Source organism: Vibrio zhanjiangensis (genome assembly GCF_030161235.1).
Lineage (GTDB): Bacteria > Pseudomonadota > Gammaproteobacteria > Enterobacterales > Vibrionaceae > Vibrio > Vibrio zhanjiangensis.
The window spans coordinates 154,562-179,650 of the sequence record NZ_BSPW01000024.1; the positions used below are offsets into that span (position 1 = coordinate 154,562).

General features: G+C 42.6%; 20 protein-coding genes and 1 riboswitch. Of the genes, 9 read left to right on the forward strand and 11 right to left on the reverse strand.

Features of this window, described 5'->3' with window-relative positions:
• Window positions 1-25 precede the first annotated feature (25 nt).
• The 3 genes from QQK21_RS07470 to QQK21_RS07480 form a co-directional block, all read right to left on the reverse strand.
• Window positions 26-1,681: an alpha-keto acid decarboxylase family protein gene (locus QQK21_RS07470; RefSeq protein WP_284191572.1), complete on the reverse strand. Its 1,656-nt coding sequence runs from the start codon at window positions 1,679-1,681 to the stop codon at window positions 26-28.
• A 23-nt stretch (window positions 1,682-1,704) separates the two neighbouring features.
• Entirely contained in the window at window positions 1,705-2,538 is an 834-nt protein-coding gene (locus tag QQK21_RS07475) for an MBL fold metallo-hydrolase (protein ID WP_284191573.1), read from the reverse strand.
• 68 nt (window positions 2,539-2,606) lie between these two features.
• Window positions 2,607-4,037 (reverse strand): glycoside hydrolase family 15 protein, encoded by a 1,431-nt coding sequence (locus QQK21_RS07480; RefSeq protein WP_284191574.1) that lies wholly within the window; start codon window positions 4,035-4,037, stop codon window positions 2,607-2,609.
• 340 nt (window positions 4,038-4,377) lie between these two features.
• On the opposite strand from QQK21_RS07480, the gene QQK21_RS07485 reads away from it, so the two are divergent.
• From QQK21_RS07485 to QQK21_RS07505, 5 genes are read left to right on the forward strand one after another with little or no spacing between them, the layout of a single operon-like run.
• A complete protein-coding gene (locus tag QQK21_RS07485) occupies window positions 4,378-6,303 on the forward strand; it encodes a GMC family oxidoreductase (RefSeq protein WP_284191575.1) in 1,926 nt (641 codons plus the stop codon).
• Entirely contained in the window at window positions 6,296-7,432 is a 1,137-nt protein-coding gene (locus tag QQK21_RS07490; RefSeq protein ID WP_284191576.1) for a ferritin-like domain-containing protein, read from the forward strand. Before QQK21_RS07485 ends, QQK21_RS07490 begins: the two co-directional genes overlap by 8 nt.
• Complete coding sequence (locus QQK21_RS07495) at window positions 7,429-7,944, forward strand: hypothetical protein (RefSeq protein ID WP_284191577.1); 516 nt, start codon at window positions 7,429-7,431, stop codon at window positions 7,942-7,944. The genes QQK21_RS07490 and QQK21_RS07495 overlap by 4 nt, the downstream gene beginning before the upstream one ends.
• A 49-nt stretch (window positions 7,945-7,993) precedes the next feature.
• Window positions 7,994-8,911 carry a myo-inosose-2 dehydratase gene (gene iolE / locus QQK21_RS07500; RefSeq protein WP_284191578.1) on the forward strand — a complete coding sequence of 306 codons (918 nt, stop codon included), beginning with the start codon at window positions 7,994-7,996 and terminating at the stop codon, window positions 8,909-8,911.
• Window positions 8,912-8,940: 29 nt separating this feature from the next.
• Window positions 8,941-9,957: a sugar phosphate isomerase/epimerase family protein gene (locus tag QQK21_RS07505; protein ID WP_284191579.1), complete on the forward strand. Its 1,017-nt coding sequence runs from the start codon at window positions 8,941-8,943 to the stop codon at window positions 9,955-9,957.
• Between the two features lie 55 nt (window positions 9,958-10,012).
• Here QQK21_RS07505 and QQK21_RS07510 read toward each other — a convergent pair whose 3' ends face one another.
• From QQK21_RS07510 to elyC, 5 genes are all read right to left on the reverse strand, one after another.
• Window positions 10,013-10,324, reverse strand: coding sequence for a putative signal transducing protein (locus tag QQK21_RS07510; protein ID WP_284191580.1), 312 nt, complete (start codon window positions 10,322-10,324; stop codon window positions 10,013-10,015).
• Complete coding sequence (locus QQK21_RS07515) at window positions 10,321-11,016, reverse strand: TVP38/TMEM64 family protein (protein WP_284191581.1); 696 nt, start codon at window positions 11,014-11,016, stop codon at window positions 10,321-10,323. The genes QQK21_RS07510 and QQK21_RS07515 overlap by 4 nt, the downstream gene beginning before the upstream one ends.
• A gap of 134 nt (window positions 11,017-11,150) precedes the next feature.
• Window positions 11,151-11,744, reverse strand: a complete 594-nt coding sequence (locus tag QQK21_RS07520; protein WP_284191582.1) for a TfoX/Sxy family DNA transformation protein — start codon at window positions 11,742-11,744, stop codon at window positions 11,151-11,153.
• Between the two features lie 190 nt (window positions 11,745-11,934).
• A riboswitch (cyclic di-GMP riboswitch) is annotated at window positions 11,935-12,021 on the reverse strand.
• A gap of 140 nt (window positions 12,022-12,161) precedes the next feature.
• Window positions 12,162-13,169, reverse strand: a complete 1,008-nt coding sequence (gene purR, locus QQK21_RS07525; protein WP_284191583.1) for an HTH-type transcriptional repressor PurR — start codon at window positions 13,167-13,169, stop codon at window positions 12,162-12,164.
• 300 nt (window positions 13,170-13,469) lie between these two features.
• Window positions 13,470-14,288, reverse strand: coding sequence for an envelope biogenesis factor ElyC (elyC, locus tag QQK21_RS07530; protein ID WP_284191584.1), 819 nt, complete (start codon window positions 14,286-14,288; stop codon window positions 13,470-13,472).
• Between the two features lie 114 nt (window positions 14,289-14,402).
• Here elyC and cmoM point away from each other — a divergent pair, with 114 nt between their 5' ends.
• Genes cmoM through mukB form a run of 4 tightly spaced genes read left to right on the forward strand, consistent with a single transcriptional unit; the run spans window position 14,403 to window position 21,687 of the window.
• Entirely contained in the window at window positions 14,403-15,197 is a 795-nt protein-coding gene (gene cmoM / locus QQK21_RS07535; protein ID WP_284191585.1) for a tRNA uridine 5-oxyacetic acid(34) methyltransferase CmoM, read from the forward strand.
• Window positions 15,190-16,527: a chromosome partition protein MukF gene (mukF, locus tag QQK21_RS07540; protein WP_284191586.1), complete on the forward strand. Its 1,338-nt coding sequence runs from the start codon at window positions 15,190-15,192 to the stop codon at window positions 16,525-16,527. The genes cmoM and mukF overlap by 8 nt, the downstream gene beginning before the upstream one ends.
• Window positions 16,508-17,236: a chromosome partition protein MukE gene (gene mukE / locus QQK21_RS07545; protein WP_284191587.1), complete on the forward strand. Its 729-nt coding sequence runs from the start codon at window positions 16,508-16,510 to the stop codon at window positions 17,234-17,236. The genes mukF and mukE overlap by 20 nt, the downstream gene beginning before the upstream one ends.
• The gene (gene mukB, locus QQK21_RS07550) at window positions 17,233-21,687 is read left to right on the forward strand and encodes a chromosome partition protein MukB (RefSeq protein WP_284191588.1); all 4,455 of its coding nucleotides are present in this window, start codon (window positions 17,233-17,235) and stop codon (window positions 21,685-21,687) included. Before mukE ends, mukB begins: the two co-directional genes overlap by 4 nt.
• Window positions 21,688-21,760: 73 nt before the next feature.
• Here mukB and QQK21_RS07555 read toward each other — a convergent pair whose 3' ends face one another.
• Genes QQK21_RS07555 through QQK21_RS07565 form a run of 3 tightly spaced genes read right to left on the reverse strand, consistent with a single transcriptional unit; the run spans window position 21,761 to window position 25,008 of the window.
• On the reverse strand, window positions 21,761-22,741 hold the full coding sequence (locus QQK21_RS07555) for an alpha-L-glutamate ligase-like protein (RefSeq protein WP_284191589.1): 981 nt from the start codon (window positions 22,739-22,741) through the stop codon (window positions 21,761-21,763).
• Window positions 22,742-22,744: 3 nt separating this feature from the next.
• Window positions 22,745-24,250 carry an inactive transglutaminase family protein gene (locus QQK21_RS07560; RefSeq protein WP_284191590.1) on the reverse strand — a complete coding sequence of 502 codons (1,506 nt, stop codon included), beginning with the start codon at window positions 24,248-24,250 and terminating at the stop codon, window positions 22,745-22,747.
• 8 nt (window positions 24,251-24,258) lie between these two features.
• Entirely contained in the window at window positions 24,259-25,008 is a 750-nt protein-coding gene (locus QQK21_RS07565) for a putative ATP-dependent zinc protease (protein WP_284191591.1), read from the reverse strand.
• Window positions 25,009-25,089: the final 81 nt, after the last annotated feature.

A 25,089-nucleotide genomic window follows, 5' to 3' on the forward strand; every position in this document is an offset into this window, starting at 1 on the left:
AATCGGAGAGGGCCAGAAGTTTAAGCTATTTCTTTTTCCATTTAGCGTTATTGGGAAGGGATTTAGCTGGGATTTTTACTTGAATCAATGACGGGCTTTGGGAGTTTTCTAATGCATCCAAAATAGCAGACTCTAACTCATCATAGTTTTCTACTGTCCAGCCTTTACAACCGAACACATCGGCAAGCTTGCTATAATCCCAGCGATGTAAAATACATGAGTCGTAAAACTCTCTTTCACCGACAAAAACCTCTGCATCATAAAGCCATTGTTCAACGCCATACACACCGTTATCCATAACGAAAATAATCGGATTTAGGCCGAAACGAGTTTGGGTTGAAAGACACTGTGGCGTCATTTGAAACCCGCCATCACCGCAAAAAACGACAACGCGCTGATGACTTTGTTTGGCTAAACAGAGCCCAGTAGCCGCCGGACCTATGTAACCGATGGATGAATACGTTGGCTGGGCAATGAATCCGCGTGGCGTACCGACTTCCAGCAACATACTACCAAAAAAGTTAAGGCTGGCATCGCTTCCTACAATTGTCTGGTCATTAATATATTGCTTAGATCTAATAAACTCATAAAAGCCTTGATAGCTAATACTCCCTTCGAATGTATTTTGAGTTTGTGGGATCTTTGTAGGGAGCTCTGCATTGTATGTGCAATCTACATCTTCGAGTAGCATCCGCTGAGTGAATTGGTAAAGTGGTACTTGTGGGGAAAAGTATTCTCGATATTTTACTGTATCAAAGGAAACAAGCGCGGTTTTTGAATAATCGATATTTTTGCCCAAGGAGTTGATATCCGACAACCACACACCAAGACCGAGAATAAAATCAGCTTGGTCAACTAGGTTTTGCGTAGTCTCAGAAGACGCCTGTCCATCGAATACGCCCATGAAAAGGGGATCTTTCTCCGAAATAACGGCTTTGCTCACTAGTTCGGTGACATATGGAAGCCCAAGCTTCTGCACTAACTGGCTAGCCTGCTGATGAAGACCCATCCTGTCTATCTCCGCACCCAGCCACAAAATGGGCGTATTCGCAGATTGCAGTTTTTGTTTGATGGTGACCACTGCATCATCGAGATTTTTATCTAAGGCGATAGGCTTAGCCGCTTCTAGCCTGTTTTGCGGGGAGCGGCATTTCAACTGGACCATGTCTTCTAATAACTCAATGTACACGGGTCTTTTTTGTGAAATACATGAAGTTAACGCTTGATCGATTAATCGTGGAGCCGACTCAGGATCATCTATTTTGACGGCCTCAGCAGTAATATTTTTATAAATATTTAAATCGGTTTCACCGTCTATCATGTGATGATAGATGAAGCCTGTTTGCTTAGCGGTTAGTCTTTTCTCAATACTGGGAGCACCATTAATCACAACAACAGGTACTCGCTCAGCGTAGGAGGCGGCTACGGCATTGACAGCACTTAATGTGCCAGCAGAATAGGTGAAGCACATGGCGCCGATACCTTTAATTCTGGCATATCCATCAGCAGCATATCCCGCATTCAGTTCGTTGACTTCTTCAATCAGTTTGATATTCCTTGGTTCAATATAATTGTTGATCCAACCTACGGTGTAGTCACCAGCAATGGAGAATAAATGACCTAAACCAAGTTCTTCAAGTCTGTGCGCCAAATATTTTCCGACAGTATATTGATCTTCCATAATTATGCCCTTCCAATTTTAAATTAATACTCTCTTGCACCATCAAATAGTCTTGGTATATATATGTCAAATATTGCAGGGCATTCTCTTTCAGAAAACCTAGATAACATAAAATCTTTGAATTCTTTGTCTTTTAATCCATTATCAATCGCATTATTGGCTGCAATTAGGTATTTAATGTTTTCCGTTACTTCTTTTTTGTCAGCTGGGAACCCATGACCTGGAAGAAATATATCATAATCAGAACATAGCATAGATTGTAAAATATCAATCCAATGGTCAATGTATTTTGTTAAATATAGATGTGTTCCACTATATAATAAATCCTGTACAATGTAGACTCCATGTTTAGGCAGCTTAATAGTTAGAGCAAAGTCAATCTCAGTATCGATAACACGATCGATAATATATTCTATGCCGTCAATCACCTGCAGTCCTGGATAAACGACATTTTGTGGAATAACGACTTTAGTAGGAGCTAATTCTTTGCCTAGTTTTGAGATATGATCTTCTCTTGAAGCTTCTGCATGCTCTTTTAGAAAATCGATGGTTTCTGGCAATGCATAAATTTCAACATCATCAAAAGCGTCCCCCAATCCAAACCAATGGTCTGGATGGCGATGTGACAAATATACTCTCTCAATCGGTTTTCCTAAGCTATCTGCATAGGCGCGAAAACTTTTCGCGTATGGGCGAAGGAATTGGCCGTCAATAACTACCAGTGTATGTTCACTTTCAATAATGTGAGTTGCATTTGCAATATTGTTCTCTTCATATGAGGAGATAAAGGTATGAACTTTTATTTTTCCATTATTTTTAGATACTATCGTTATGGGTGTAGTAATAGGAATATTCATATTTTTACTCACAGTTCTGTAAGAAAATAAAAATATATCCACTTTTAAAAGTGGATATATTATATATTTTAAATCTCTTTTCTCATATCCATTGCGATTGCTACAGATACATAACTCCAAGTTAAATCATGGGCACTAGTCATATATCCATCATAACGACTAAATTGCTCGGACATAGAGTCATCGTCTGCAGAATGAATTTGAATTCTACGCAAGTAAGCATCGCCGAGAGCTTTCAATCCATTGATAATAGACTTAAACACTTTCGTTTTTGCGCCGTAATTTTCACCATCATTAATTTTTAGATTTGGGTCTACGTAGGACAATGCCAGTCTTAGTTGGCCGATATTATATTGAGTCACGTTAATGACCTTTAGAGATGAAAATCGCGCTGCTGCTTTATAGCAAGTACCAGAAAGAGACGCCGTACACAAAAACCATGGGTTAGCGGCGCCTAATGTTCCGCTGCCAGTGTACTTGTCTTCTGGGTAACGGCCAATTCCGGGGGCAATGGGTTCCCCTATATCCGTTTTTTCGACTGCATTAATGGGATACAAGGAATCAAATACTTGATGGAGCGCATAAGCAGTAGCTAAGACCTTGTCGTTATCAGGCATGAGGAACGGGTGAGTGTCAGATTGAGACTGAAAAGTGCCTAACATCACGGCGACATCTAAATTGGATTGCTTGTAGTCCAATCCTCCGACGCGGTCTAGTGTCGCTTGAAAATAGCCTTTCTCTTCACTCCAGAAAGCATCCATCGATTGCTCAATTTGTTCTGCTTGCTCATTATAAAAATCTGCAGCGCCTTGATCTTTTAAAGTGGTTGCAAGGTCAGCGCCCTCTCTAAGTGCTGTCCGTTGTAGCATCCGAGTATAAAAATGTGTACCTTCTACTTCTTCCCATAAATCAAAACACGCTTCTTTCCAATGATTGGCGATAAAATCCAGATCAGATTTAATCACACTGAAAGAAGGTTCTTTTCCATCATATAAGACCCCAGATACGTATTCTTTTTCATTGTTATCGAGAAGTATATTGGCCCAGCGAGTGAGCGTTAGCGCCCGTTGTGCTGGGCCATCATTTTGCGGTCGACCCCAAGGGCCGTTGAATGCCTGACCAGTGACATAAAACTTGGGTTCACCAGGACTTTGACTGAGTGTAGGCGTTGTTTGATTGATTTTTGTAAACTCAACATAATCAATCATCATGTCGAAATATTTATCTTTGAATTTACGTTTATCTTTGCCGCTCAGTTTTACGATTTCAGCCATCGTGCGGGCAGCATCTCGTATCCAGTGATAGTAATAGTCAGGGTTATTTCGTGAGGGCGAAGCGAGTACCGCTCCCTTTTCTCCATCATCTGGAGATATGTTCGCTATCATTTTGGTGAGAATGTTTGGTCTCGCAGCAGATATCCATTGCTCTATCGGTAAAACCGATTTAGGAGCCGTTAAGCCTTTATCCACTTTCTCTAATGTGCTTGTATTCATTGGCATAAACTTCCGAAGGAAATGTATCGATTAGATTTATGGAAATGCACGTGTGAGAAAAACTTCAACTAGGTAAATTTCACTTAGCTAGCCCACATTCACAAATCCTCATTTAAGCATGCGAATGCATATCGGAAGTATATTCGAAAAATAAATTTTTGCATGGAACATGACTAACTATTTCTTATATATCTGAAAAGTAAGCATAAAAAATAGGAGCAAATTTGGCTGTTCAAATTAATATGAAATCATTTTCTTATGTTGTCTTTAGGGTAAGGATTTAGCTGCTACACTGATTTTTGCCATAGGTATTGATGGCATTGGCTAGAAAAAACTGAGGCTTTCTATGAATGATCCATCATCAAAGATACAAAGTATTAATTTAAAACAAGCTGTTAGCAAGTCTGAGCTGGGCGTTTATGATGCGTTAATAATTGGTTCTGGAATTAGTGGAGCCATCGTAGCTAAAGAGCTCACCCAAAAAGGCTTATCAGTATTAATGCTTGAGGCAGGGCCCGCAAAAGACTTTACTTATAGTGGTTTTCAACAATATGTAAGTCAGTATTACGCCAACGCTTCTAAAGATAACAACGCACCCTATCCCGAAAATCCCAATGCACCTATGCCTAGATCCACCGACATTAGTAAGTTGATTCCCGGTGTTACAAACGACAAAGGGTATATGGTTCAAAATGGCCCCTTAGCTCTTGACAGTACCTACACGCGTGTAGCAGGGGGAACAACCATGCACTGGGAAGCGAAAATTTTAAGGATGTTGCCCGAGGACTTCTCGATTAGGACTTCCTTTGGTGTCGGCCTTGACTGGCCTATCAGCTACGATGATTTGATGCCTTATTATCGAATCGCAGAGCGTGAAATTGGTGTATCAGCAAATGTAGAAGATCAGAAGTTCTATGGCATTAAGTACGAACCTGACTATGTTTATCCAATGCATGGTTTGCCTCCCTCATACTTGGATCAAGTCGTTGCAAAAGGCATCGATGGCAGCCAGTTCGATTTGTACGGTGAAAGCCATACGGTTCAAGTAAGACCTTTCCCCCAAGGTAGAAACGGGATTCCCAACAAGGCGTACAATGTTGGACAAGGCTATAAACCTAAAGGTTCCGTAAGTGGCTATCAAGTAGAGCAGGGAGGGTGGTGCCAAGGCAATAATAATTGCGTGCCCATTTGTCCTGTCCAAGCAAAATATGATGCTCGCAAAACGTTACTCGATGCAGCTCAAACCGGACGGCTTGACTTTTTACCCCAGGCGGTTGCGAGTAAGGTCTCGGTAAATAAGGAAGATAATTCGATAGATAGCATTGAGTTTAAGCATTATGAGTCAGTTGAAAGTGCCGAATATACCACACATAAAGCGCGTGGAAAGATCGTCATATTGGCAACCAATGCGGTTGAAAATGCTCGTTTGATGTTAGCGTCTGGGCTCACAAGCTCGAGTGGTTTAATAGGTAAAAATCTGATGGATCATACCTATTTGCTTACATGGGGCTTGTTACCCGAGCCAGCTGGTACCATGCGTGGTACTAAATGTACTTCGGGAATCGCAGATTTTCGACATGGTCGTGGGCGCAGCAAGCAAGCGCCTTTTGGTATTGATATTCATAATGATGGTTGGGGCTGGGCCACGGGCTCTCCTTTCACCGACATTGAACATTTAGTCGATGAGCAGAATAAGTTTGGTCGCGAACTGAGAAAAGGGGTTGTTGATCGTATTTCAAACCAGCTTCTATTTGCCTACATGGTGGAGCAGGTCGCTGATGAAAGTAACCGTATTACCGTAGACCCTAAGTACAAAGACGCTATTGGTAATATGCGCCCAATCGTAAATTATAACTTGTCGGATTACTCAAAAGCAGGCATTGCTTACGCGAGGAAAACATCAAAAGTGTTTTTTCAACGTCTAGGTGCACAAGACTGCTCTAGTTATTCGCCATTAGACTACGGTTACTTCAATTACCAAGGAGAAAATTATTATTTTCGGGGCGGAAACCATTTCTCAGGAACGCACATAATGGGCAGTTGCTCGTCAAATTCAGTCGTCAATGAAAACCAAAAATCATGGGATCACGAGAATCTTTATTTAGTGGGGTCGGGTAGCATGCCCAGTATAGGGACATCAAATACCACATTAACTTTGGCCGCCCTTTGCTATAAGACCACGGAAGACATCTTAAGCCGACTGACGCAGTACAAGATTAGCGTTGTGTCTGATAAAGAATTCAAACTTGCAAAGGATGGTTGTTATGAATGATCGTATCATTGATTCAATAGAGCAGCTTCACTATATGCTTGAGGCTGCGATTCAATTAGAGCATGCAACCATACCTCCTTATCTGACGGCTTTGTATAGTATTTATCCAAATACCAACCTCGAAGCTGTTGCGACGATTAGGGCCGTGTTAGTGGAAGAAATGCTGCACCTTACCCTTGCTGCCAATGTTTTGAATTCAGTGGGCAAAAAGCCAGACCTTACTAAGAGGGGATTTGTGCCCAATTTTCCGACGTTTTTGCCCGATGGAGAGACGGACTTTAAAGTTTCAATTGCCCCGTTTTCACCAGAAACTTTAGAGACATTTTTGAACATTGAGCGACCTTCAAAAATGTCAGATACAGGTCCTCGTTCCAATTTTTGTAAAGGTTGTATACCGTGTTCAAATGTCGATAAATTTGAGTTGTCCGCCATTACTCCTCACCAAGGACACAATTACCGTTTTTATAGTATTGGCGAATTTTATGACGCGATATTGGAAGGTATTGAGTTTTTGGAAGCTGAGGCCAAGGCGAGCGGAAGCACTATATTCGTTGGTTCAAGCCATCTTCAGGTCTCGAACGCTTATTACTATTCAGGTGGCGGTGAAGTGATAGAAGTGAACGACGTAGACACAGCACGAAAAGCACTTGAACTGATAAAAGAGCAGGGTGAGGGGCATGGAGGCAGTATCTTCAATTCAGAGGGCGAAATTTCCCACTACTATCGGTTTGAGCAGCTAAAAATGGGTCAATACTACCAAGTTGGTGACCAACCAGGTCAGCCAACAGGAGAGCGATTTAGCGTAAATTTTGAAAAGGTCTATCCAATTAAGTCTAATCCCAAGTTAAGTGATTACCCACTTGAATCTGAATTATACCGAGCAGCTCGTTTGTTCAATCAGAACTACCTCAAGTTTTTGGCATTAGTTACAGAAGCGTTCAATGGAAACCAAAATGTTTTATTAGGGGCGGTTTGCGATATGTTCAGGCTTAAAGAAGGAGCGACTCAGCTAATACGTAATCCTATTCCTAACCAATCTCATATCAATGGCGCTCCTACTTTCGAATTGTACAACGTCAGTCAGGAACTCAGTCAGGTTCAAATTGATGTTCAGGAGGCCTTGTCATGAGATTAACGAGCAAACAAGTCAATTTATTCATTGAGCTCTCAAGTGTTCTTACAGACTTTGACCGATTTACGCTTCAAGGCACAGGGCAGGTAGATGACTATCTACAGACTTTAGCGTCGATAACAGGGATGGAAATAACGTTAGAGTTACTGGAGAAATTTGAGGGGATCTGTCAGCTTGCTCACTCAGAAAACAATTTGTTGGGAGAGATAAGAAAGAATATTTTAGGTGACCCTAAGCTTGGCCCGGTGGCGAGAAACATCATCAAACTTTGGTATACAGGAACTTGGTATCAGCTACCGAATGATTGGCGAGAGGCCTATGGGGCAAGTGACAGTGATCGAACTTTTTTTGTCAGTCCATCTTCTTATACCGAAGGGCTATTATGGCTAGCTATTGGTGCTAACCCATCTGGTGCAAAAGGGCCTGGTTACGGTTCTTGGCAAAGCCCACCGAATATTCATTTTAAAGATACTTGGTCGTACCCACCTAAGGTTCCGATGGAACAATAACAAGTAGCAAAGTTTATCGTAAATATCATTTGGCTAAAGGAATAAAAGTATGAGCAGACAAACAATGTTTCCAGAGGGAAGTGTTAAATTTGGTATCACACCGGCGGGTTGGGTTAACGACGACTTTCCAGATATTGATATCGGCATTCCATTTGAGCAAATTGTAAGTGAGATGGCTTTAGCTGGCTTTTGTGGTTGTAGCCGAGGACACAAATACCCCTCGGACCCTGCAGTGTTAAAACCCGAACTTGATATGCGAGGCTTACAAATGTCTGAGCCTTGGGTAAGCACCTATTTCACCATTAAAGATATGTACCAGAAAACGCTGGAGAACTTTGATAAGGAAATTGAATTTATTCAAGCGATGAAAAGCGGAGATATGGTGCTGGCTGAGTTGGGGTGTTCATCACATCAACAGCCAATCGCTCTCGTTCCTAATGCGCCAAATTTTAGTGATGAACAATGGAAAAATTTAGCTAACGGTTTGAATGATCTCGGACACAAAGCAAACCAAAAAGGCATTACTATGTGTTACCACCACCACATGGGAACAGGGGTGATGAACATGGATCAAATTGCCCGCTTAGCAGAAATGACAGATCCAAACTTAGTCAACTTATGTCTGGATACAGGTCATCTTCACTTTGCTGGCGGTGATAACCTCGAATTTATTAGACTCTATGGTGACAGAATTCGTCACGTACATTTAAAAAATATTCGCCAAGAGGTAATGGAATATTGTCTAGCCCATCAATTGTCATTTAAAGAGTCAATCCTTCGCGGAGTATTTACTGTACCTGGAGACCCTGCGGGCTGTTTGGACTTTGAGGCTATCTTCCAAGCATTGGTTGAAAAAGACTACTCTGGTTGGTTGATTGTAGAAGCAGAACAAGATCCGGCAAAGGCTAAGCCGTTATTATACGCTCAAATGGCTCGTCAGTACTTAAGAGAAATCACCGGACTGTAACTTAGTATACTTGATGCGGAGCAATATCTATGTCAAATCAGACAGAGCTATACTTTAGCTTTTTTATGTTCGACTCCAACTTTCCAATTGAAAATGAGAATTTTTTGGATCAGGCCATCGTTCACATGAGACACCTAGTCGATTTAGGATACGTTGGATTTGAAATCCATCCTGGGCGGGAAGAAACGACGTCTTATGCTTTTCCAACCTATGACCAAGAGCTGAAGGCATACAGGGAATTTAGAGCAAGAATGAACTCTGAAGGCCTTGCTAATATCAAAATTGCCACTAACGTTGGCGCAACCACTACCCTAGACCCAAGCTCCAGCAATCCTGAGCTGCGTCAGGCTGGTATTGATTATCTTAAATCTAGAATCGATATTACCGCAGCGATGGGTGGCGAGATTATGATGGGGCCAATGGTGATTCCATATGGTGGGTTTGTTTTTGATGCGCCAAATGGTAACGCTGTTTGGAGTGATGCACTTCAAGATGAGTTAGATGCGCGATACGAAGTGGCGAAAGACAGTTTTCGAGACTTGGCTCAATATGCGAGAGACAGAGGTGTCAAACTTGCCATTGAGCCGATCAGCCACTGGGAAACTCCCGGTCCGAATAAGCTAGCCCAGCTTATAAAATTTTTAGACGATATAGACGATAAAACAGTAGGAGTAGTTATCGACAGTGCTCAAGAGGTACTTGATGGCGATGGTCCCAAGGTATTTGCAGGGCAAGTAGACTATCTGGCTAGCCAAAACCGGTTACATTATGCTCAAGCTTCCCCTCCAGACAGAGGGGATCTAACAAACTGTTGGCTTCCTTGGCAAGATATGTTTAGGCCAATTTTACGGCATTATGATGGACCGATAGCGGTTGAAATTTTTAATGCTGTTGGAGGTTTCGATCAAGGACTGCGGTTAAGCAGAAGAAAGTTTTGGGTGCCAGAAGTGGATTCACCGAATGAATACCCGAATGCTTATACGGTTGCATTACAGGCTTATGAAACGACAAAATATAATCTTTCTCTAATTAAGAGTAACTTGTAATATCAATACTCTTGTATAAAGCGTCATCTAGGCGCTTTATACAACCCAAACCATGCTAATCTCGACAACTCGTATTGCACTTCCAACATAAACCAAATTGTACTTCGTTGAATTCATAACACTTTTCGCATTGCCATCGTGACGTAGACTGCTCATGTTGCTCATAATGTTCAATTATCTTAGTTGCTTGACCAATTTGGCTTGCATCCAGTAACCAAATATATGGATATGTACTTGCGTCACAGGGCAATTCTCCTTGTAACCCGAAAATGCCTTCTCCTAACACTTTACAATCGATATTCGACGATTTCAGAAGTTCACAGACAATATGAACTTCTGGACCTGTCGGTGCTGAGTAGATTTTCAAGAGGCACGACCGTTTTGTGGTTGTGAAGTTCTTCTAAGTTTACCCATCAGCCACTTGGTTATCACAGGAAATAGTCCAAGCAGGGCAAAAGAAAGTAATACCGGGGCCGAGACAATACCGGATAAGGTATCTATCTGCGCAAGTTGTGTACCAGCATTCAAATACACAGCAGTGCCAGGTAGCATACCTAACTGGCTTACTAGGTAAAATCTAAGAGTAGTAATGGGAGTTAGGCCCATAAGTAAGTTAATTAAGAAAAACGGGAACACTGGGATAAGGCGCAATGAAAATAAATAAAATGCCCCATCTTTTGCTACGCCGTCGTTAATTGCTTTTAATTTATCACCGAACTTGTTTTGTACCCAATCGCGAAGCAGGAAACGGCTGCTAAGAAAGGCAAAGGTGGCACCAATAGTGCTGGCAAAAGAGACGAGTAATAAACTCGTCCAAAAGCCAAATAAAGCGGCACCTAATAAGGTAACTACAGCAGCGCCAGGAATAGAAAATGCGGTGATAGTTATGTATGCAAGAAAATAGCTGATTGCGGCCAATGTAAAGTGATTGTTGATGAACTCAGACAGTGATGCCTGCTGAGCTTTGGCATTTTCTAAAGTGAGGTAGTGGCTAAAGTTAATCCCAAGAAATAAGATTAATCCGACCAACAAGACACCTAACACGAGCTTTTTATTCATACTCATTTCCTACATTTAAGCTAACAAAGACTATCAGATAAGAACAGTTGAATTGGCGTAAAATTTCAAAAGAAAATACAAAAAAGCCAACCTATCTGGTTGGCTTACCTATCAGTTAGCTGCTATTTCTTGAGCTAGCTATTGAGAAGTGTTTCCAATTCAGCTCTACGAGTTGAAGGAATTACCGACCAGTGCTTGCCTTTGATTGCACCTTCTAAGGCCCATAATAGCTCAATCGATACTTCCGCTGAGTGAGTAGCTTGAATGGCTTTAAACGCTTTTACTGAGCCGGCTTGTTCCAAGTTCTCGACACTGTCAATTCCTGCTTTCTTTAACATTCGTTCAGTCGCTAGCCGAAGGTTTGGAAGATCTTTAAGACGGGTAGGCCTCGTTTTGGCTTGAGAGGTCTTTTCTTTTTTTGCTACTTGCAAAGCACTTTGTGCTAGTAAAAGTGCACGCTCTTGGCAAGATGCGACATCGTCAGTTAAAGCGAAATATTTGGTTACGACTGGAAAACCACGCTTTTTATAAACATACGGAGTTAGTCCCTCAGTTTGGAATTGATTAGCTAGTTTATCATCGGCGCGGATGTGCAGCTTATCGTTGACGACTAATGCGAACATAGTGTCGTCTGCGAAGATGCCGAATCCGCCGAACATCGAGCGCGATTTTATGTGACCAAGCTGATCAAAAAGTCGCATCGATTCTTTAAGTATTGGTTTATCCATGCTGTTTTATCTCGGTGTATATAAAATTATACGCCACCAAAACCAGGTCCGAGAGATTAGCAAAATAATGCAGGTAAAGTGTTGTAAAAAGTGTCATACATTCTTTAGAACAAATACGTTTGGTTTTTGAAACTTCAAATTACCAGTCCATGTTTTGTTTTAAACAGTATGCTTGGTTGCATTTTTGCCCATCGGTAACTCCGCTACCATTCAGTTTCCTGAGTCAGGCCGGAAGCTTTGCGTCCCACTCTTTCGAAGTGGTTTGCCCTGTTCGTGGCAATTAGTCGAACACCTTAAGGATAAATAAGATTTGAGGTAAGTATCACATCATGATCATGTAAGTGTGACATATATCGCAATATTTTGTGTTAAAATGATAGGTCCGGCTAATAGTTTAAGTTATCAGCCGGGTTTTGGTCATTTGTTTAAATCAAAAACGGTATCGCGAATGACGATCTCAGGGTGCATTTCAAATACACGCTTTTCATGTTCTTTGTCTTTGATACGTTCTAAAAGAATTTCAAACGCATTTTTGCCTACTCGACGTTTAGGTTGATGAACGGTAGTAAGGGGGGGGGAGAAATATTCGGCAAGTTCAATGTTGTCATAGCCAATAACTGAAATTTGTTCAGGTATTTTGATACCTTTTTGCTGTAACCTACTCATCAAGCCTAATGCCATGGTATCGTTGAAGCAAAATACGGCGGTTGGTTTATCATCCATGGCAACAATCTTATCTGCCGCTAGAACCGCAGTATCACACTCGAAGTTTCCTTCAAGAATCCAATCTTCATTGACGCTAAGTTTCGCTTCATTCATAGCACGGCGAAATCCTTGAATACGTTCTTGGCAGGCTGCTTTTTCAAAGTGTCCACTCAGGCAAGCAATATGCTCATGGCCATGATCGATGAGATACTTGGTGGCTAGGTAACCCCCTTCTTCAGAGTTGTCGATGATTTTATCTGCCTGAGAACTCTCTGGCCCCCAGTCCATCACAACTTTAGGTATATCTTTATGGCGATCAAGCATTTCGCTTAGCTCTTCTGTTAAGTCGGAGCACATGACCAAAATGCCATCAACTCGTTTTTCCGCGAGCATCCGTATGTAGTCACGTTGTTTCTCGTAAATTCCGCCAGTATTACACAAAATAAGAGTATAGCCTTGACGGTAGCAGTAACTCTCCACACCGTCGATCACTTCGGAAAAGAAAAGGTTTGTGGATTGGGTGACAAGCATTCCAATTGTGCGAGTACTGTTGCACTTTAAACTTCTCGCCACAGCGCTGGGGGCATAGTTCAATTGAGTAACGGCCTCCATCACTTTTTCTTGTGTTGCTTCGGCAACAAAGCGAGTCTTGTTGATTACGTGAGAAACGGTAGTTGTTGAGACGCCAGCTAAGCGGGCAACGTCTTTTATAGTGGCCATAAGGTTTTATCCTGTCGATGACTGCCGGAAGCTTTCATCGAAAGCCATGTAGGTGGGCAGTAAGTATCAGAAACGCAAAAACCGCTCTATTTAGCGGTTTGTTTCTTGTTCTGTTAGTTTTTATCGTTTTCGCTCTCGATTTTAGATCGCAAAAGCATCTAGAGCAAACAAAAACCCAGTGTGCGATAGGCTTATCATCACACATTTGGATTTACTTACTCACTTTTTCTTGTATACGAGGCCTTTAGCTGGGTGAGAATGGAAAGGGGTTCGGTCATGAGTGAGTGAACAGCACTGCCATCAGGTATCACCTTTTATTACTTTTTTGTCTGATACAATACTGTCTTTATGGTCACTATTTGAAACCCAATTGCGCAGCGATTGCCATATTAATCCTAGAGTTTCATGCCAATATATTTCAGTTTGTTCTAGATAAACGGCTTTCGGTGCATACTTAACCCAAATTTGTTCTACGTTGCGTTGGGCAAGATAGTTAGTTGGGGCTGGGTAGGGTTTTAATCCTGCTGAGTGAAACTCCATCAGGGCTCGTTTCATATGGCTGGCAGATGTGACAATGACAAGTTTTTTCAATTTAATGAATGCTGCAGCTTGACGGGCTTCTTCCCACGTATCTTTGGCTGTTTCCAATAAAATAATGTCTGACTTGGCGACGCCTAATGCAAGAGCGACTTTGGCCATCATACGTGCGTTACTTACTTCTGAGCCGCCCGCATATCCTGACAGAATTAACTTTGACCCTGGGTACATCCGCATGACTCTTATTCCCTCAGAAAGTCGCATTAGACCTGTGCGGCTAAGCTCGGACGTCGGAGGGATTTTGTCATCGACTACGTGGCCACTACCTAATACCATAACGTAGTCTATGGTTTCGTCCACTGGGAAAAAGGCCGTATATTGGCGCTCAAGAGGGAGAAGAAGTCTTGATGCAACAGGCTGGAAAGAGATGAGAAAAATACCTAGGAAGGAAAACAGCACAACAAAGCATCCTGTTTTTTGCTTTTTTGTAAACATGATAAGCATCAGACCAATAATGCCCATGATTAACATGGCAGGCAAAGGCATTAATAGTGATGACACGACTTTTTTCAGCTCAAACATACTCAAATAGTCCGAAAAAACACCAGTTGGTTTTAATTTAAGATAATCTTTCTTTATATCTGCTTTCTATGTGACAGAATAGCAGTATGACACGACATAATAACTCAACCCACCGTGACTAAAGATCGTAATTTCGACGATATCGCGCACAAATTTGCAAAAAACATCTACGGCTCTGATAAGGGTGAGATACGCCAAGTGATTGTTTGGGAAGAACTTGAACAATTACTTTCTGCTATTAATGGTAGCAGGAAAAGCCTCCATGTGCTTGATGCAGGAGGTGGATTGGCGCAAATTTCGCAAAAGCTAGCTAAACTCGGACATCGAGTTACTTTGTGTGATCTATCTTCGGAAATGTTGCAACTAGCTCGCCGAGATATTGAAAAAAATGGTTTGCTTGAGCAGTATCGCCTAATTCATTCACCAGCCCAAAACATAGCAAGACATTTAAATGAACCTGTAGATATTTTGATGTTTCATGCTGTGATGGAATGGTTGGCAGAACCGAAAGCTGTACTGCAAACCTTGCTCGATGAAGTTAGACCTGGTGGAGCCGCCTCTATCATGTTCTACAACCACCATGGGTTAGTTTATAAGAATGTAGTGTGTGGCAATATTCCTCATATATTGGATGGTATGCCTCATCGTAAGAGATTTAAGTTGCAGCCACAGAAAGGGCTCAAACCGGAAGATGTTTATCTATGGATAGAGGAATCAGGTTTTGAAATTTGTGGCAAAGCAGGTATCCGATGTTTCAGTGATTATATTGGAAACAGGGAATATCTGGGAGATTATCAAACACAAGATGTAATGGCGCTCGAGAGGAAGTTATGTCGTCAGGAACCCTATCTTTCTATGGGTCGCTATATACATGTATGGGCAAAAAAGAGCAGGAATAATAATGGGTGAGATACTTGCCAATGCTGCTGGGCAGCCAATTGATGAACTGGTTGGTTGGGTAAAGCAGCACGACTTCTCATTAAATTTAACGACTGAACGTTTAGCTTTCCTGATCGCAGTCGCAGTGTTGAGCAACGAGAGGTTTGACGAAGAACTGGGAGAAGGTGAATTGCATGATGCGTTTGCCATTGTTACGAGGCTCTTTGATACGACGGGTGAAGCGACGGCGTTTCGGGCCAACAATGCAATTAATGATATGGTAAAACAGAGATTGATCAGCCGTTTCACCAGTGAAATTAACGATGGTGCCAGCATCTATCGGCTATCTCCGCTGGCGGTAGGTGTCACAGACTATTATCTCCGTCATCGAGAATTTTCTAAGCTACGCCTTTCTATCCAGCTTTCCATGGTTGCCGATGAGATGTCGAAGGCGATTGAGTCTGCTCAGAAAGGAGGCACGCCAGCTCATTGGAAAAAGAATGTATTTGGTGTTTTGAAGTACTCTGTTGGCGAAATATTTGATCAGATAGATTTAAACCAACGAGTGATGGATGAGCAGCAGCAGTCTGTTAAAGTGCAAATTGCCGAGCTTCTCAACAAAGATTGGCGGGAAGCAATCAGCAGCTGTGAGAGATTACTTTCTGAGACATCGAACAATTTACGTGAGCTGCAAAATACACTTCAAGCTGCGAGTGATGAGTTGCAAACTCAGATTCTTGACATCCAAGAGATTATCTATGGTCAGGATTCTTTGCAGTTTATTGAGGAAGCCCTATTCGGTTTACAGATGAAATTGGACCGAATTACAACTTGGGGTCAACAGGCCATTGATTTATGGATAGGCTATGACAGGCACGTCCATAAGTTTATCCGAACGGCTATTGATATGGACAAAAATCGTGCTTTTAGTACACGTTTGCGTCAATCAATCAAAGATTATGATGACTCTCCTTGGCTTCTTACTTATGCCGATGCCGAGAGGCTTGTTGATCTTAGGGATGAAGCTCTAGTCCTCAGAGATGATGAAGTGACTGGGCAGGTACCAATGGAAGTTGAGTACGAGGAATTTCAGAAAATCAACAATGATCTCTCGGAACGCATAAGTAGCATGCTAAAAGTCCACAAAGAGCAGGGCACACCAATCCACTTGGGTGCTGTTTTGCGTGATTACTTGGCTCAACATCCACGCACTCACCATTTTGATTTAGCTCGTATTGTGATTGATCAAGCAGTACGCCTTGGGTACTCAGAGTCAGATTATCAGGCGATTCAGCCAGACTGGCAGGCGATCAATCCGTATGGAGCAAAGGTACAAGCAAATGTTATCGACCGATACTAATGATTACATGCCAGAAAAGCTGGCTAAAGCAATCTCAAACCCACTATTTCCAATGCTAGATAGTATGTTGCGTGCTGGCAGACATATATCAACAGATGATCTCGACAATCATGCATTGTTGTCAGACTTTGAGGTTGAGTTATCATCGTTTTACCAGCGTTATAATACTGAATTAGTTAAAGCTCCTGAGGGTTTTTTCTATCTACGACCTCGCTCTACTTCGCTTATCAGTCGCAGTGTACTGTCTGAGCTGGACATGTTGGTTGGCAAAGTTCTGTGTTTCTTATACCTAAGTCCAGAGCGATTGGCTCATGAAGGTATTTTTACTAACCAAGAACTTTATGACGAGTTGTTGACACTATCTGATGAGAAAAAACTCATGAAGCTAGTCACTAACCGAGCGACGGGATCTGATTTGGATAAAGAGAAGCTGTTTGAGAAAGTGCGAACTTCTCTGCGCCGTTTAAGACGCCTAGGGATGATCATCAATATTGGTGAAACAGGTAAATTCAGTATTAGTGAGTCTGTGTTTCGTTTCGGTGCTGATGTTCGCATCGGTGATGATATACGCGAAGCTCAGTTGCGTCTTATCCGTGATGGTGAGGCAGTGATTCACACGAAAGAACCGAACCAAGTGAGTTTATTAGCCGAGCATGATGACGAGTCGTTTCAGTCAGAAAATTTGAATTTAGAAGAAGGTGAAGCATGATTGAAAGAGGCAAATATCAATCACTGACCATGGTTAACTGGAATGGTTTTTTTGCCAGAACGTTTGATATTGATGGCTTGGTGACTACTTTGTCAGGGGGTAATGGCGCTGGTAAATCAACCACAATGGCAGCTTTCATTACCGCTTTGATTCCAGATCAAACATTACTTCACTTTCGTAATACAACAGAGGCAGGTAGCAGCCAATCATCACGAGACAAAGGTTTGTACGGAAAGCTACAGCCGGGTGCATGCTATGCAGCGTTAGATGTTGTGAACTCACGTAACCAACGTTTGTTGTTTGCGGTGAAATTGCAGCAAGTCGCGGGTAGAGATAAGAAAGTTGACATTAAGCCATTTGTTATTCAAGGGTTGCCTAGTCACGTTAAACCGACCGATATTTTGATTGAAAGTGTCTCGGATACTCAAGCTCGTGTTCGTCAGACGAATGAGATTAAACAATGCGTAGCACAATACGAAGGAGTTCAGCTCAAAGTCTTTAACTCGATTGTTGACTACCATGCGCAAATGTTTGAGTTTGGTGTGATTCCGAAGAAATTACGCAATTCTGGCGACCGTTCAAAGTTTTATCGATTGATTGAAGCGTCTTTGTACGGTGGGATCTCCAGTGCAATTACGCGCTCTTTACGTGACTATTTATTGCCTCAAAATGGCGGCGTTAAAAAAGCTTTCCAAGATATGGAATCGGCATTGCGAGAGAATCGCATGACGCTTGAAGCGATTAAAACCACCCAATCTGACCGTGATTTGTTTAAGCATCTAATTACAGAGTCAACCAATTATGTGGCAGCAGACTATATGCGTCATGCCAATGAGCGGCGCAGTAAACTGGAGCAAACACTTTCTCTTCGTTCAGAGCTTTTAAGCTCTCGTGAAACTTTGGTGGAGCAAAACGACTTGCTCAACAGAGTTAAACAAGAACTTGAGCTATTGGTAGAGTCAGAGTCGGCATTAGAGCAAGATTATCAGGCGGCTTCTGATCACCTTCAACTTGTGCAGAATGCACTTCGTCATCAAGAAAAAATCGAACGTTATCAAGAAGATTTGCAAGAACTCAATGAACGTCTTGAAGAGCAGATGATGGTTGTTGAAGAGGCTAAAGAACGTGTCCTTGTGCTCGAAGAACAGGCTTTGATTGCTGAAGAAGAAGTGGATAGCTTAAAGACTCAGCTTGCAGATTACCAACAGGCTCTGGATGTGCAGCAAACAAGAGCCCTCCAATACCAACAAGCTGTACAGGCGTTAGAAAAAGCGAAAATATTGCTTGGTGACGATGAGCTAACCGTCGAGAAGGCTCAAACGCTAGTTTCACAGCTTAAACACCAAGAATCCGATAACACGGCTGAACTACTAGCGGTTAAGCACAAACTTGACATGTCGTCTGCCTTAGCAGAGCAATTTGAATCGGCACTGCAAATCGTTAGAAGTGTTGTAGGCTCTGATGTTGAGCGCAGAGCAGCCTCTGAGCATGCGAAAGCGATAATTAGCCAAGCCCGAGATGCGAGGCAGGTTGTGAATAATGAGCAACAGTGGCAAGCGCAGCATAGGGATTTGGAACGTCGCTTGAGTCAGCAGCGGCAGGCAAAAGAAAGTGTGGATGCTTACTATAAGCAGCACCAAATTCAACTGATTGATGAAGTGACGCTAGAGCAAGAACGTGAGCGAAAGCAAGCACAAGTGGAATCACTGGAGTTTGATTGGGATGGATTGCGCGAGCAGCGCAGTGATAAGCGCCGTTTAGAGCAAGACGTATCTGCCGAGATACAAAGGCTAGAAAATATCGCTCCCGCTTGGATTGCAGCCCATGATGCACTTGAAACTCTCAAAGAGCAAAGTGGCGCTGATTTATATGACAAGCAAGCGGTTATGTCTCAAATGCAAGTGGTGTTAGAGCAGGAAAAACAGCAGTCACTGGCTAAAGATAAACTTGCTGAGTGTCGAGCTCAACTAGAACATGAGATAGAGAGGCTTGCTTCACCTGGAGGCTCGAATGATCCACGTTTAAAAGGTTTAGCGGATACATTGGGAGGTGTTTTACTCTCAGAAATTTATGATGACATTACTATAGATGACGCTCCCTATTTTAGCGCCATGTATGGGCCATCACGACATGCTATCGTAGTTTCAGATCTAACAGATATTGAAGCAAAGCTTGTAGAGCTGGATGATTGTCCTGAAGATCTCTACCTTATTGAAGGTGATATTGATGCCTTTGATGATAGCTCTTTTGATGCAGAAGAGTTACAAGGTGCTGTTTGTGTTCGTATGAACGATCGCCAAATGCGCTATTCTCGTCTTCCTGAGATTCCATTATTTGGCCGCGCAGCTCGCGAGCAACGTTTGGAGCTATTACGTGAGCAACGAGAAGAGGTTGTTGAACAGCATGCAAAAGCGGCTTTTGATTCACAAAAACTTCAGCGTCTCTATCAAGCTTTTAATCGTTTTGTTGCACAGCATATTCAAGTTGCCTTTGAACCTGATCCTGAACAAGCACTAGTTATTATGCGCGATAAACGCAACCAAATCATACGAGAATTGGCTGATTTGGATGCGAAAGAACAACAGCACAGAGCACAATTGGCATCAAGTAAACAGGCACTGACATTACTTGATAAGTTGGCACCTGTCATGTTGTTAATGGAAGATGAATCTCTGACAGAGCGTTTCGAAGATGTTGAGAACAAGATCGTTCAATTACTAGAAGCAAAAGATTTCTTAGCGCGTCACGAAAAGTCCATCATCGAATTGGAAAAAGTCGTATCCGCGCTGGATGCTGACCCAGAGCAATTTGATGCACTTGAATTAGAATACCGCACCGCAGATGCTCAGTTACAGGAATTGAAGAAATGTCTCTTTGCTTTGTCGGACCTTATAGAACGTCGCCATCATTTTGCTTATTCTGACTCCCTTGAACTACTCGATAAAAGTAGCGAATTAAGTGAACAGCTGAAAGTTAAGCTTGTGGAGGCTGAGCGGCAGCGATCACGCTCTCGTGAGGAATTGAAACAGGCGCAAGGCCAAATGAACCAATACAATCAGGTGTTGGCTTCGCTCAAGAGTTCCCATCAAGCGAAACAAGAAACGGTACAGGAATTTAGGCAAGAACTTCAAGAATTTGGAGTGAGGGCTGATGAAGGTGCAAAAGAGCGTGCTGCTCGTCGTCGTGATGAACTGCAAGAGCGCTTGCATACATCACGCAGTCGTAAGAGCGAATATGAAAGGACGATCACATCCACTGAGCTAGAAATGAAAGGTTTGGCAAAACGTCTCAAGAAAGTTCAAAAGGACTATGTCGAATTTCGCACGTTTGTTGTGGCTGCCAAGGCGGGCTGGTGTTCCGTATTGCGTTTAGCCCGTGAAAATGACGTTGAACGTCGATTGCATAAACGTGAGCTCGCCTACCTATCGGCAGATGAGCTGCGTTCGATGTCCGATAAATCACTGGGTGCGCTGCGTCTTGCGGTTTCAGATAATGATGACCTACGGGATAGCCTTCGTTTGTCGGAAGATAATTCACGCCCAGAACGCAAAGTCCTCTTTTATATCGCTGTTTATCAGCATTTGCGAGAGCGTATTCGTCAAGACATTATTCGTACCGATGATCCTGTTGAAGCTATTGAAGAGATGGAAGTTGAGTTAGCGCGGTTAACCGAAGAACTGACTCAGCGAGAACATCGCTTGGCTATCAGCTCTGACTCAGTTGCGAGCATAATAAAGAAAACGATTCAGCGTGAGCAAAACCGTATTCGAATGCTCAATCAAGGTTTATCGAATATCGCATTTGGACAGGTAAAAGGGGTGCGCTTGAATGTGAAAATTCGAGAAAGCCATGAGGTCTTACTCAAAGGGCTCGCCTCTCAGCAACAGCAGCATAAAGATCTGTTTGAAACCACACGACATACCTTTTCTGAGGCGATGGCGAAGCTATTTCAACGAGTTAATCCTCATATTGATATGGGGCAGAGAAGCCCTCAAGTATTGGGCGAAGAGCTGTTGGATTATCGTAATTATCTTGAGCTAAGTGTTGAAGTCTGCCGTGGTTCGGATGGTTGGTTACAAGCGGAATCGGGTGCTTTGTCGACAGGTGAAGCAATCGGTACAGGGCAGTCAATACTACTGATGGTTGTACAAAGTTGGGAAGAGGAATCAAGGCGTTTGCGAAGCAAAGATATTGTGCCATGTCGTCTTCTATTTTTGGATGAAGCCGCTCGTTTAGATGCGAAGTCGATTTCAACTTTGTTTGAATTATGTGACCGTCTAGATATGCAACTTCTTATTGCGGCACCGGAAAATATTAGCCCTGAAAAAGGGACGACGTATAAACTGGTTCGTAAGGTGTTTAAGGACCATGAGCATGTGCATGTCGTTGGTTTGCGCGGTTTTGGTCAGCCGGAAAAAGAGTCAAAAGAAACTGAGGCAGTTATCGAGTAATGTTGACTTCCGATAAATTAAAAAAGCTGCTCTGAATAAGAGCAGCTTTTTTTATCGAGTTTATTGTACCGATTTAGAACTGTGCGACGGTACCAAATTGTTTGGCCGCATAGGCCACTCTTTCTTCAACGGTTGGATAGATCCTCGGTGTACCTAAGCTTTCTATATGATGCAACCTGGGCAGCAATCCAGCACCATTCGCGATTTGAATTGCGAGCCCTGGCCTTGCATTCAGTTCTAACACCATGGGGCCTTCTTCTTTGTCGAGTACCATATCGGTGCCCATATAGCCAAGTCCAGTCATCTCCCAAGCACTGGATGCAAGAATTAACAGACGCTCCCAATGTGGTACCTGAAGAGTTGATAGATCTTTGTTGGTATCTGGGTGATGAGTGACTGGATGATCAAATTGAACGGCTCTAATGGCCTTACCTGTAGCGATATCAATACCGACACCAACTGCACCTTGGTGAAGGTTTGCTTTGCCATCAGAGGCTGCAGTTGAGCATCGCATCATCGCCATTACTGGGTAACCTTTGAACACGATAATGCGTACATCAGGGACGCCTTCATAGCTAAAACCATTGAAACAATCATCGAATTTAATCAAGTTCTCGACAACCGCGACGTCGTTTTTACCGCCCAGAGAGAATAGGCCCGCTAAGGCATTACTTATGTGTCTTTCGACATCTTCCTTGTTAATGGTAGCTCCTGACGGTTTGGTATAAACGCCATTGTCGTGAGAGGTCACAACTAAAATACCTTTGCCACCACTTCCTTGAGCTGGCTTGATAACAAAACCCGGCCAATCTTTAACCATGCTGTGGATGTTTTTTACCTCAGCTTGACTACCAATCACGCCTATCAGCTCTGGAGTCGTCGCACCGTGCTGCTGAGCGATGATTTTGGTTTTAAGTTTATCATCGACCAAGGGATATTTGGACCTATCATTGTAGCGACCAATATAGCTATGGTTACGCTGATTCATGCCCATAATACCCTTATGGCGAAGCTTACTTGGCGAAGTAAACTGCGAAGTGAATCGTGACAGCATAGCTTAGTCCTCCGCCAATGGCTTAAAGCGTTTCAGTTCAGTCAAACGATATCCAGTGTAGGTGCCGAGTAGCAATATACCTGCTAATACGATTAGCTGAAGGCCGATGAAATTAAAGGTCAGATGTTGAATATAGGTGTTTGTCATTGCAAGATAGACAAGTACTGCGGTTGCCAGCGAGCCACCACCTTGAAGGACCACTTCCTTAGCACCTTCTTCTTCCCAAAGAATTGACATACGTTCGATAGTCCATGACAAAATAATCATTGGGAAGAATGTGATCGATAAACCTTCTGTTAGCCCAATCTTAAATGCGACAACAGTAAACAAAGATATGATCATAATTACCGTTATAATTACGGCAGATATTCTGGCAACCAGCAGTAAGTTGAGCCTAGAAAGGTAACTTCGGATAATTAAACCGGTTCCTACAATAAGCAAGAAGCCGACAATCCCGGTAAGTAACTGGGTTTGTACGAAAGCAACGGCAATCAGAACTGGCATAAAGGTGCCTGATGTTTTGAGGCCGACAATCACGCGCAAGAAGACAACAATCAGAGCCCCAATCGGAATAAGCATAATGGTTTTAAACATGGCTTGTTCTTCAAGAGGAAGGCTGTGTATAGAAAAATTGAGTAAGCCATCAGCTTCAACTTTATCTAAAGTTGCTTGCTTGGGCGAAACATCTTGGGCAATCATAGAAAAATGAACCTGACTGTTTTGGCCTCCTACAATGTCGAGCAAAGAAACGTTAGATTCATCCCAAACTAAGATATTTTTGTCTATATTTTGGGTCGCATTTTTAGGATTAAAAAGCACCCATTTACTACCGTCCCACACTTGGTTCATCAAATCTATAGTCTGACGTCTCCGGCCATCCTCCAACTCAATGACACCAACAATTTTACTGGGTATTTTTGCATAGGCGAGGATTTTATCAACGGCAGAAACCTTGGACATTTTGTTAAGCAGAAGTCCGGCATTTTGGCTATCAGAGTCGTTGAGTATTTTAATCAGTTCTCGCGCAAAAGTGATGTCATCTGCTGAACTTTTATTTGCACGCTCAATGATCGATATTGCGGCGGCCTCTGTTGGACCGTCAAAAGTGGGTACGGTAATTTTTTTAGCGGGCACCTGCGGCTTTACTTTAGCTTGAGGATCAACCAGAAATTGAGCCTTGTAATAAATCGTCTGAGCACCGTCAGCGTTTCGGATTGACCATTCTGCTCGGCGACCTAATTCAGATTTGACATAGGATACGCCATAGCCTGATGATGAGGATGACTCATTAATCAGAGTAAAGCCATCCTGTGTATGAGGAATCGCTAAAGAAGCTTTGACTGGCTTAGACTGAGCGTTAAACTCGACACGAGCCTCAATATCCCATATCTGACGGGTTTCACCAGGGGTCCAAGGGACGCCATATGTTTGGTGGCGAAAGAGGCTTAGCGCGATACCTGCGATTATGAGTAGTGCGACAGATATGTAAAAGGGGGCTTTAGACGTCATATACTACCTTATTGTTTTTGTTCAATTTCCGTTTGAATGTATTTTTTACTTACATCCACCACTGCAATGTCTCGGATAAAATCCCGACCTAGTAACACAGGATGGATCATTTGGGAGCGATCTGCCAAAGTAAACAGTGTCTTTTCGTGAATCTTGCCCAGTCTAACCCATAATTCGACAACTGGACGTCGTTCTAATTGACAATTTGTCGCTTGACGTATCTTGACGAAACGAACGATCGGTGCCTCGATCCAATTACTTTCATCCAATGGGGTAGTGCCATCGGATAAATGAAAGCGAATCCAATTTTTGCCGTCACGTTCAAATTCTTCTATATCAACGGCATTTAATGATGAAGTTTCTGACCCAGTGTCTATTCGAGCATCAAACTTTTGTGCAACGACAGAATCTATGGCGACTTTTTCAATTTCACCAAGCGTTAAGGTTTCTCTAGAATGCGGTTGGCTCTTGATTGGCTCGGACCTTATCATCTCTGAACGAGTTTTACCCACTTGACGAAGTGTTTGTTGCCTATATTTTTGCAACTCAATGCTTAACGAATCGATTCTTGTTGTCAGAGTGGTAATTTGAGCATCTCTATCTGCTATCTGTGCTTCTATCTGATCAAACCTTTGTATTGTATTGGTTTCGGAAGTTTGAATAGCCGATAGTGTTTCTTTGTGATATTGCTCGCTGTTGGTGAGGGTACAGCCAGAAATTAAGGTAATTGCGATGACCGGAGCCAATTTGGTTAACATTGAAAATCCCAACAGTAGATTGAAGTGTGCCCAATTGAGAAAAGGCCACAATGCGAATATTGTAGTTTCTCATATTAGGAA

Excerpts from the sequence above, each read along its gene's own strand:
- QQK21_RS07480 (WP_284191574.1), bottom strand. The coding sequence starts at position 4,037 with ATGCCAATGAATACAAGCACATTAGAGAAAGTGGATAAAGGCTTAACG.
- QQK21_RS07515 (WP_284191581.1), bottom strand. The coding sequence starts at position 11,016 with ATGAATAAAAAGCTCGTGTTAGGTGTCTTGTTGGTCGGATTAATCTTA.
- mukB (WP_284191588.1), top strand. The coding sequence starts at position 17,233 with ATGATTGAAAGAGGCAAATATCAATCACTGACCATGGTTAACTGGAAT.
- mukE (WP_284191587.1), top strand. The coding sequence starts at position 16,508 with ATGTTATCGACCGATACTAATGATTACATGCCAGAAAAGCTGGCTAAA.
- QQK21_RS07485 (WP_284191575.1), top strand. The coding sequence starts at position 4,378 with ATGAATGATCCATCATCAAAGATACAAAGTATTAATTTAAAACAAGCT.
- QQK21_RS07565 (WP_284191591.1), bottom strand. The coding sequence starts at position 25,008 with ATGTTAACCAAATTGGCTCCGGTCATCGCAATTACCTTAATTTCTGGC.
- QQK21_RS07490 (WP_284191576.1), top strand. The coding sequence starts at position 6,296 with ATGAATGATCGTATCATTGATTCAATAGAGCAGCTTCACTATATGCTT.
- iolE (WP_284191578.1), top strand. The coding sequence starts at position 7,994 with ATGAGCAGACAAACAATGTTTCCAGAGGGAAGTGTTAAATTTGGTATC.
- QQK21_RS07560 (WP_284191590.1), bottom strand. The coding sequence starts at position 24,250 with ATGACGTCTAAAGCCCCCTTTTACATATCTGTCGCACTACTCATAATC.
- QQK21_RS07475 (WP_284191573.1), bottom strand. The coding sequence starts at position 2,538 with ATGAATATTCCTATTACTACACCCATAACGATAGTATCTAAAAATAAT.
- mukF (WP_284191586.1), top strand. The coding sequence starts at position 15,190 with ATGGGTGAGATACTTGCCAATGCTGCTGGGCAGCCAATTGATGAACTG.
- elyC (WP_284191584.1), bottom strand. The coding sequence starts at position 14,288 with ATGTTTGAGCTGAAAAAAGTCGTGTCATCACTATTAATGCCTTTGCCT.
- QQK21_RS07495 (WP_284191577.1), top strand. The coding sequence starts at position 7,429 with ATGAGATTAACGAGCAAACAAGTCAATTTATTCATTGAGCTCTCAAGT.
- purR (WP_284191583.1), bottom strand. The coding sequence starts at position 13,169 with ATGGCCACTATAAAAGACGTTGCCCGCTTAGCTGGCGTCTCAACAACT.
- QQK21_RS07470 (WP_284191572.1), bottom strand. The coding sequence starts at position 1,681 with ATGGAAGATCAATATACTGTCGGAAAATATTTGGCGCACAGACTTGAA.
- QQK21_RS07505 (WP_284191579.1), top strand. The coding sequence starts at position 8,941 with ATGTCAAATCAGACAGAGCTATACTTTAGCTTTTTTATGTTCGACTCC.
- QQK21_RS07520 (WP_284191582.1), bottom strand. The coding sequence starts at position 11,744 with ATGGATAAACCAATACTTAAAGAATCGATGCGACTTTTTGATCAGCTT.
- QQK21_RS07555 (WP_284191589.1), bottom strand. The coding sequence starts at position 22,741 with ATGCTGTCACGATTCACTTCGCAGTTTACTTCGCCAAGTAAGCTTCGC.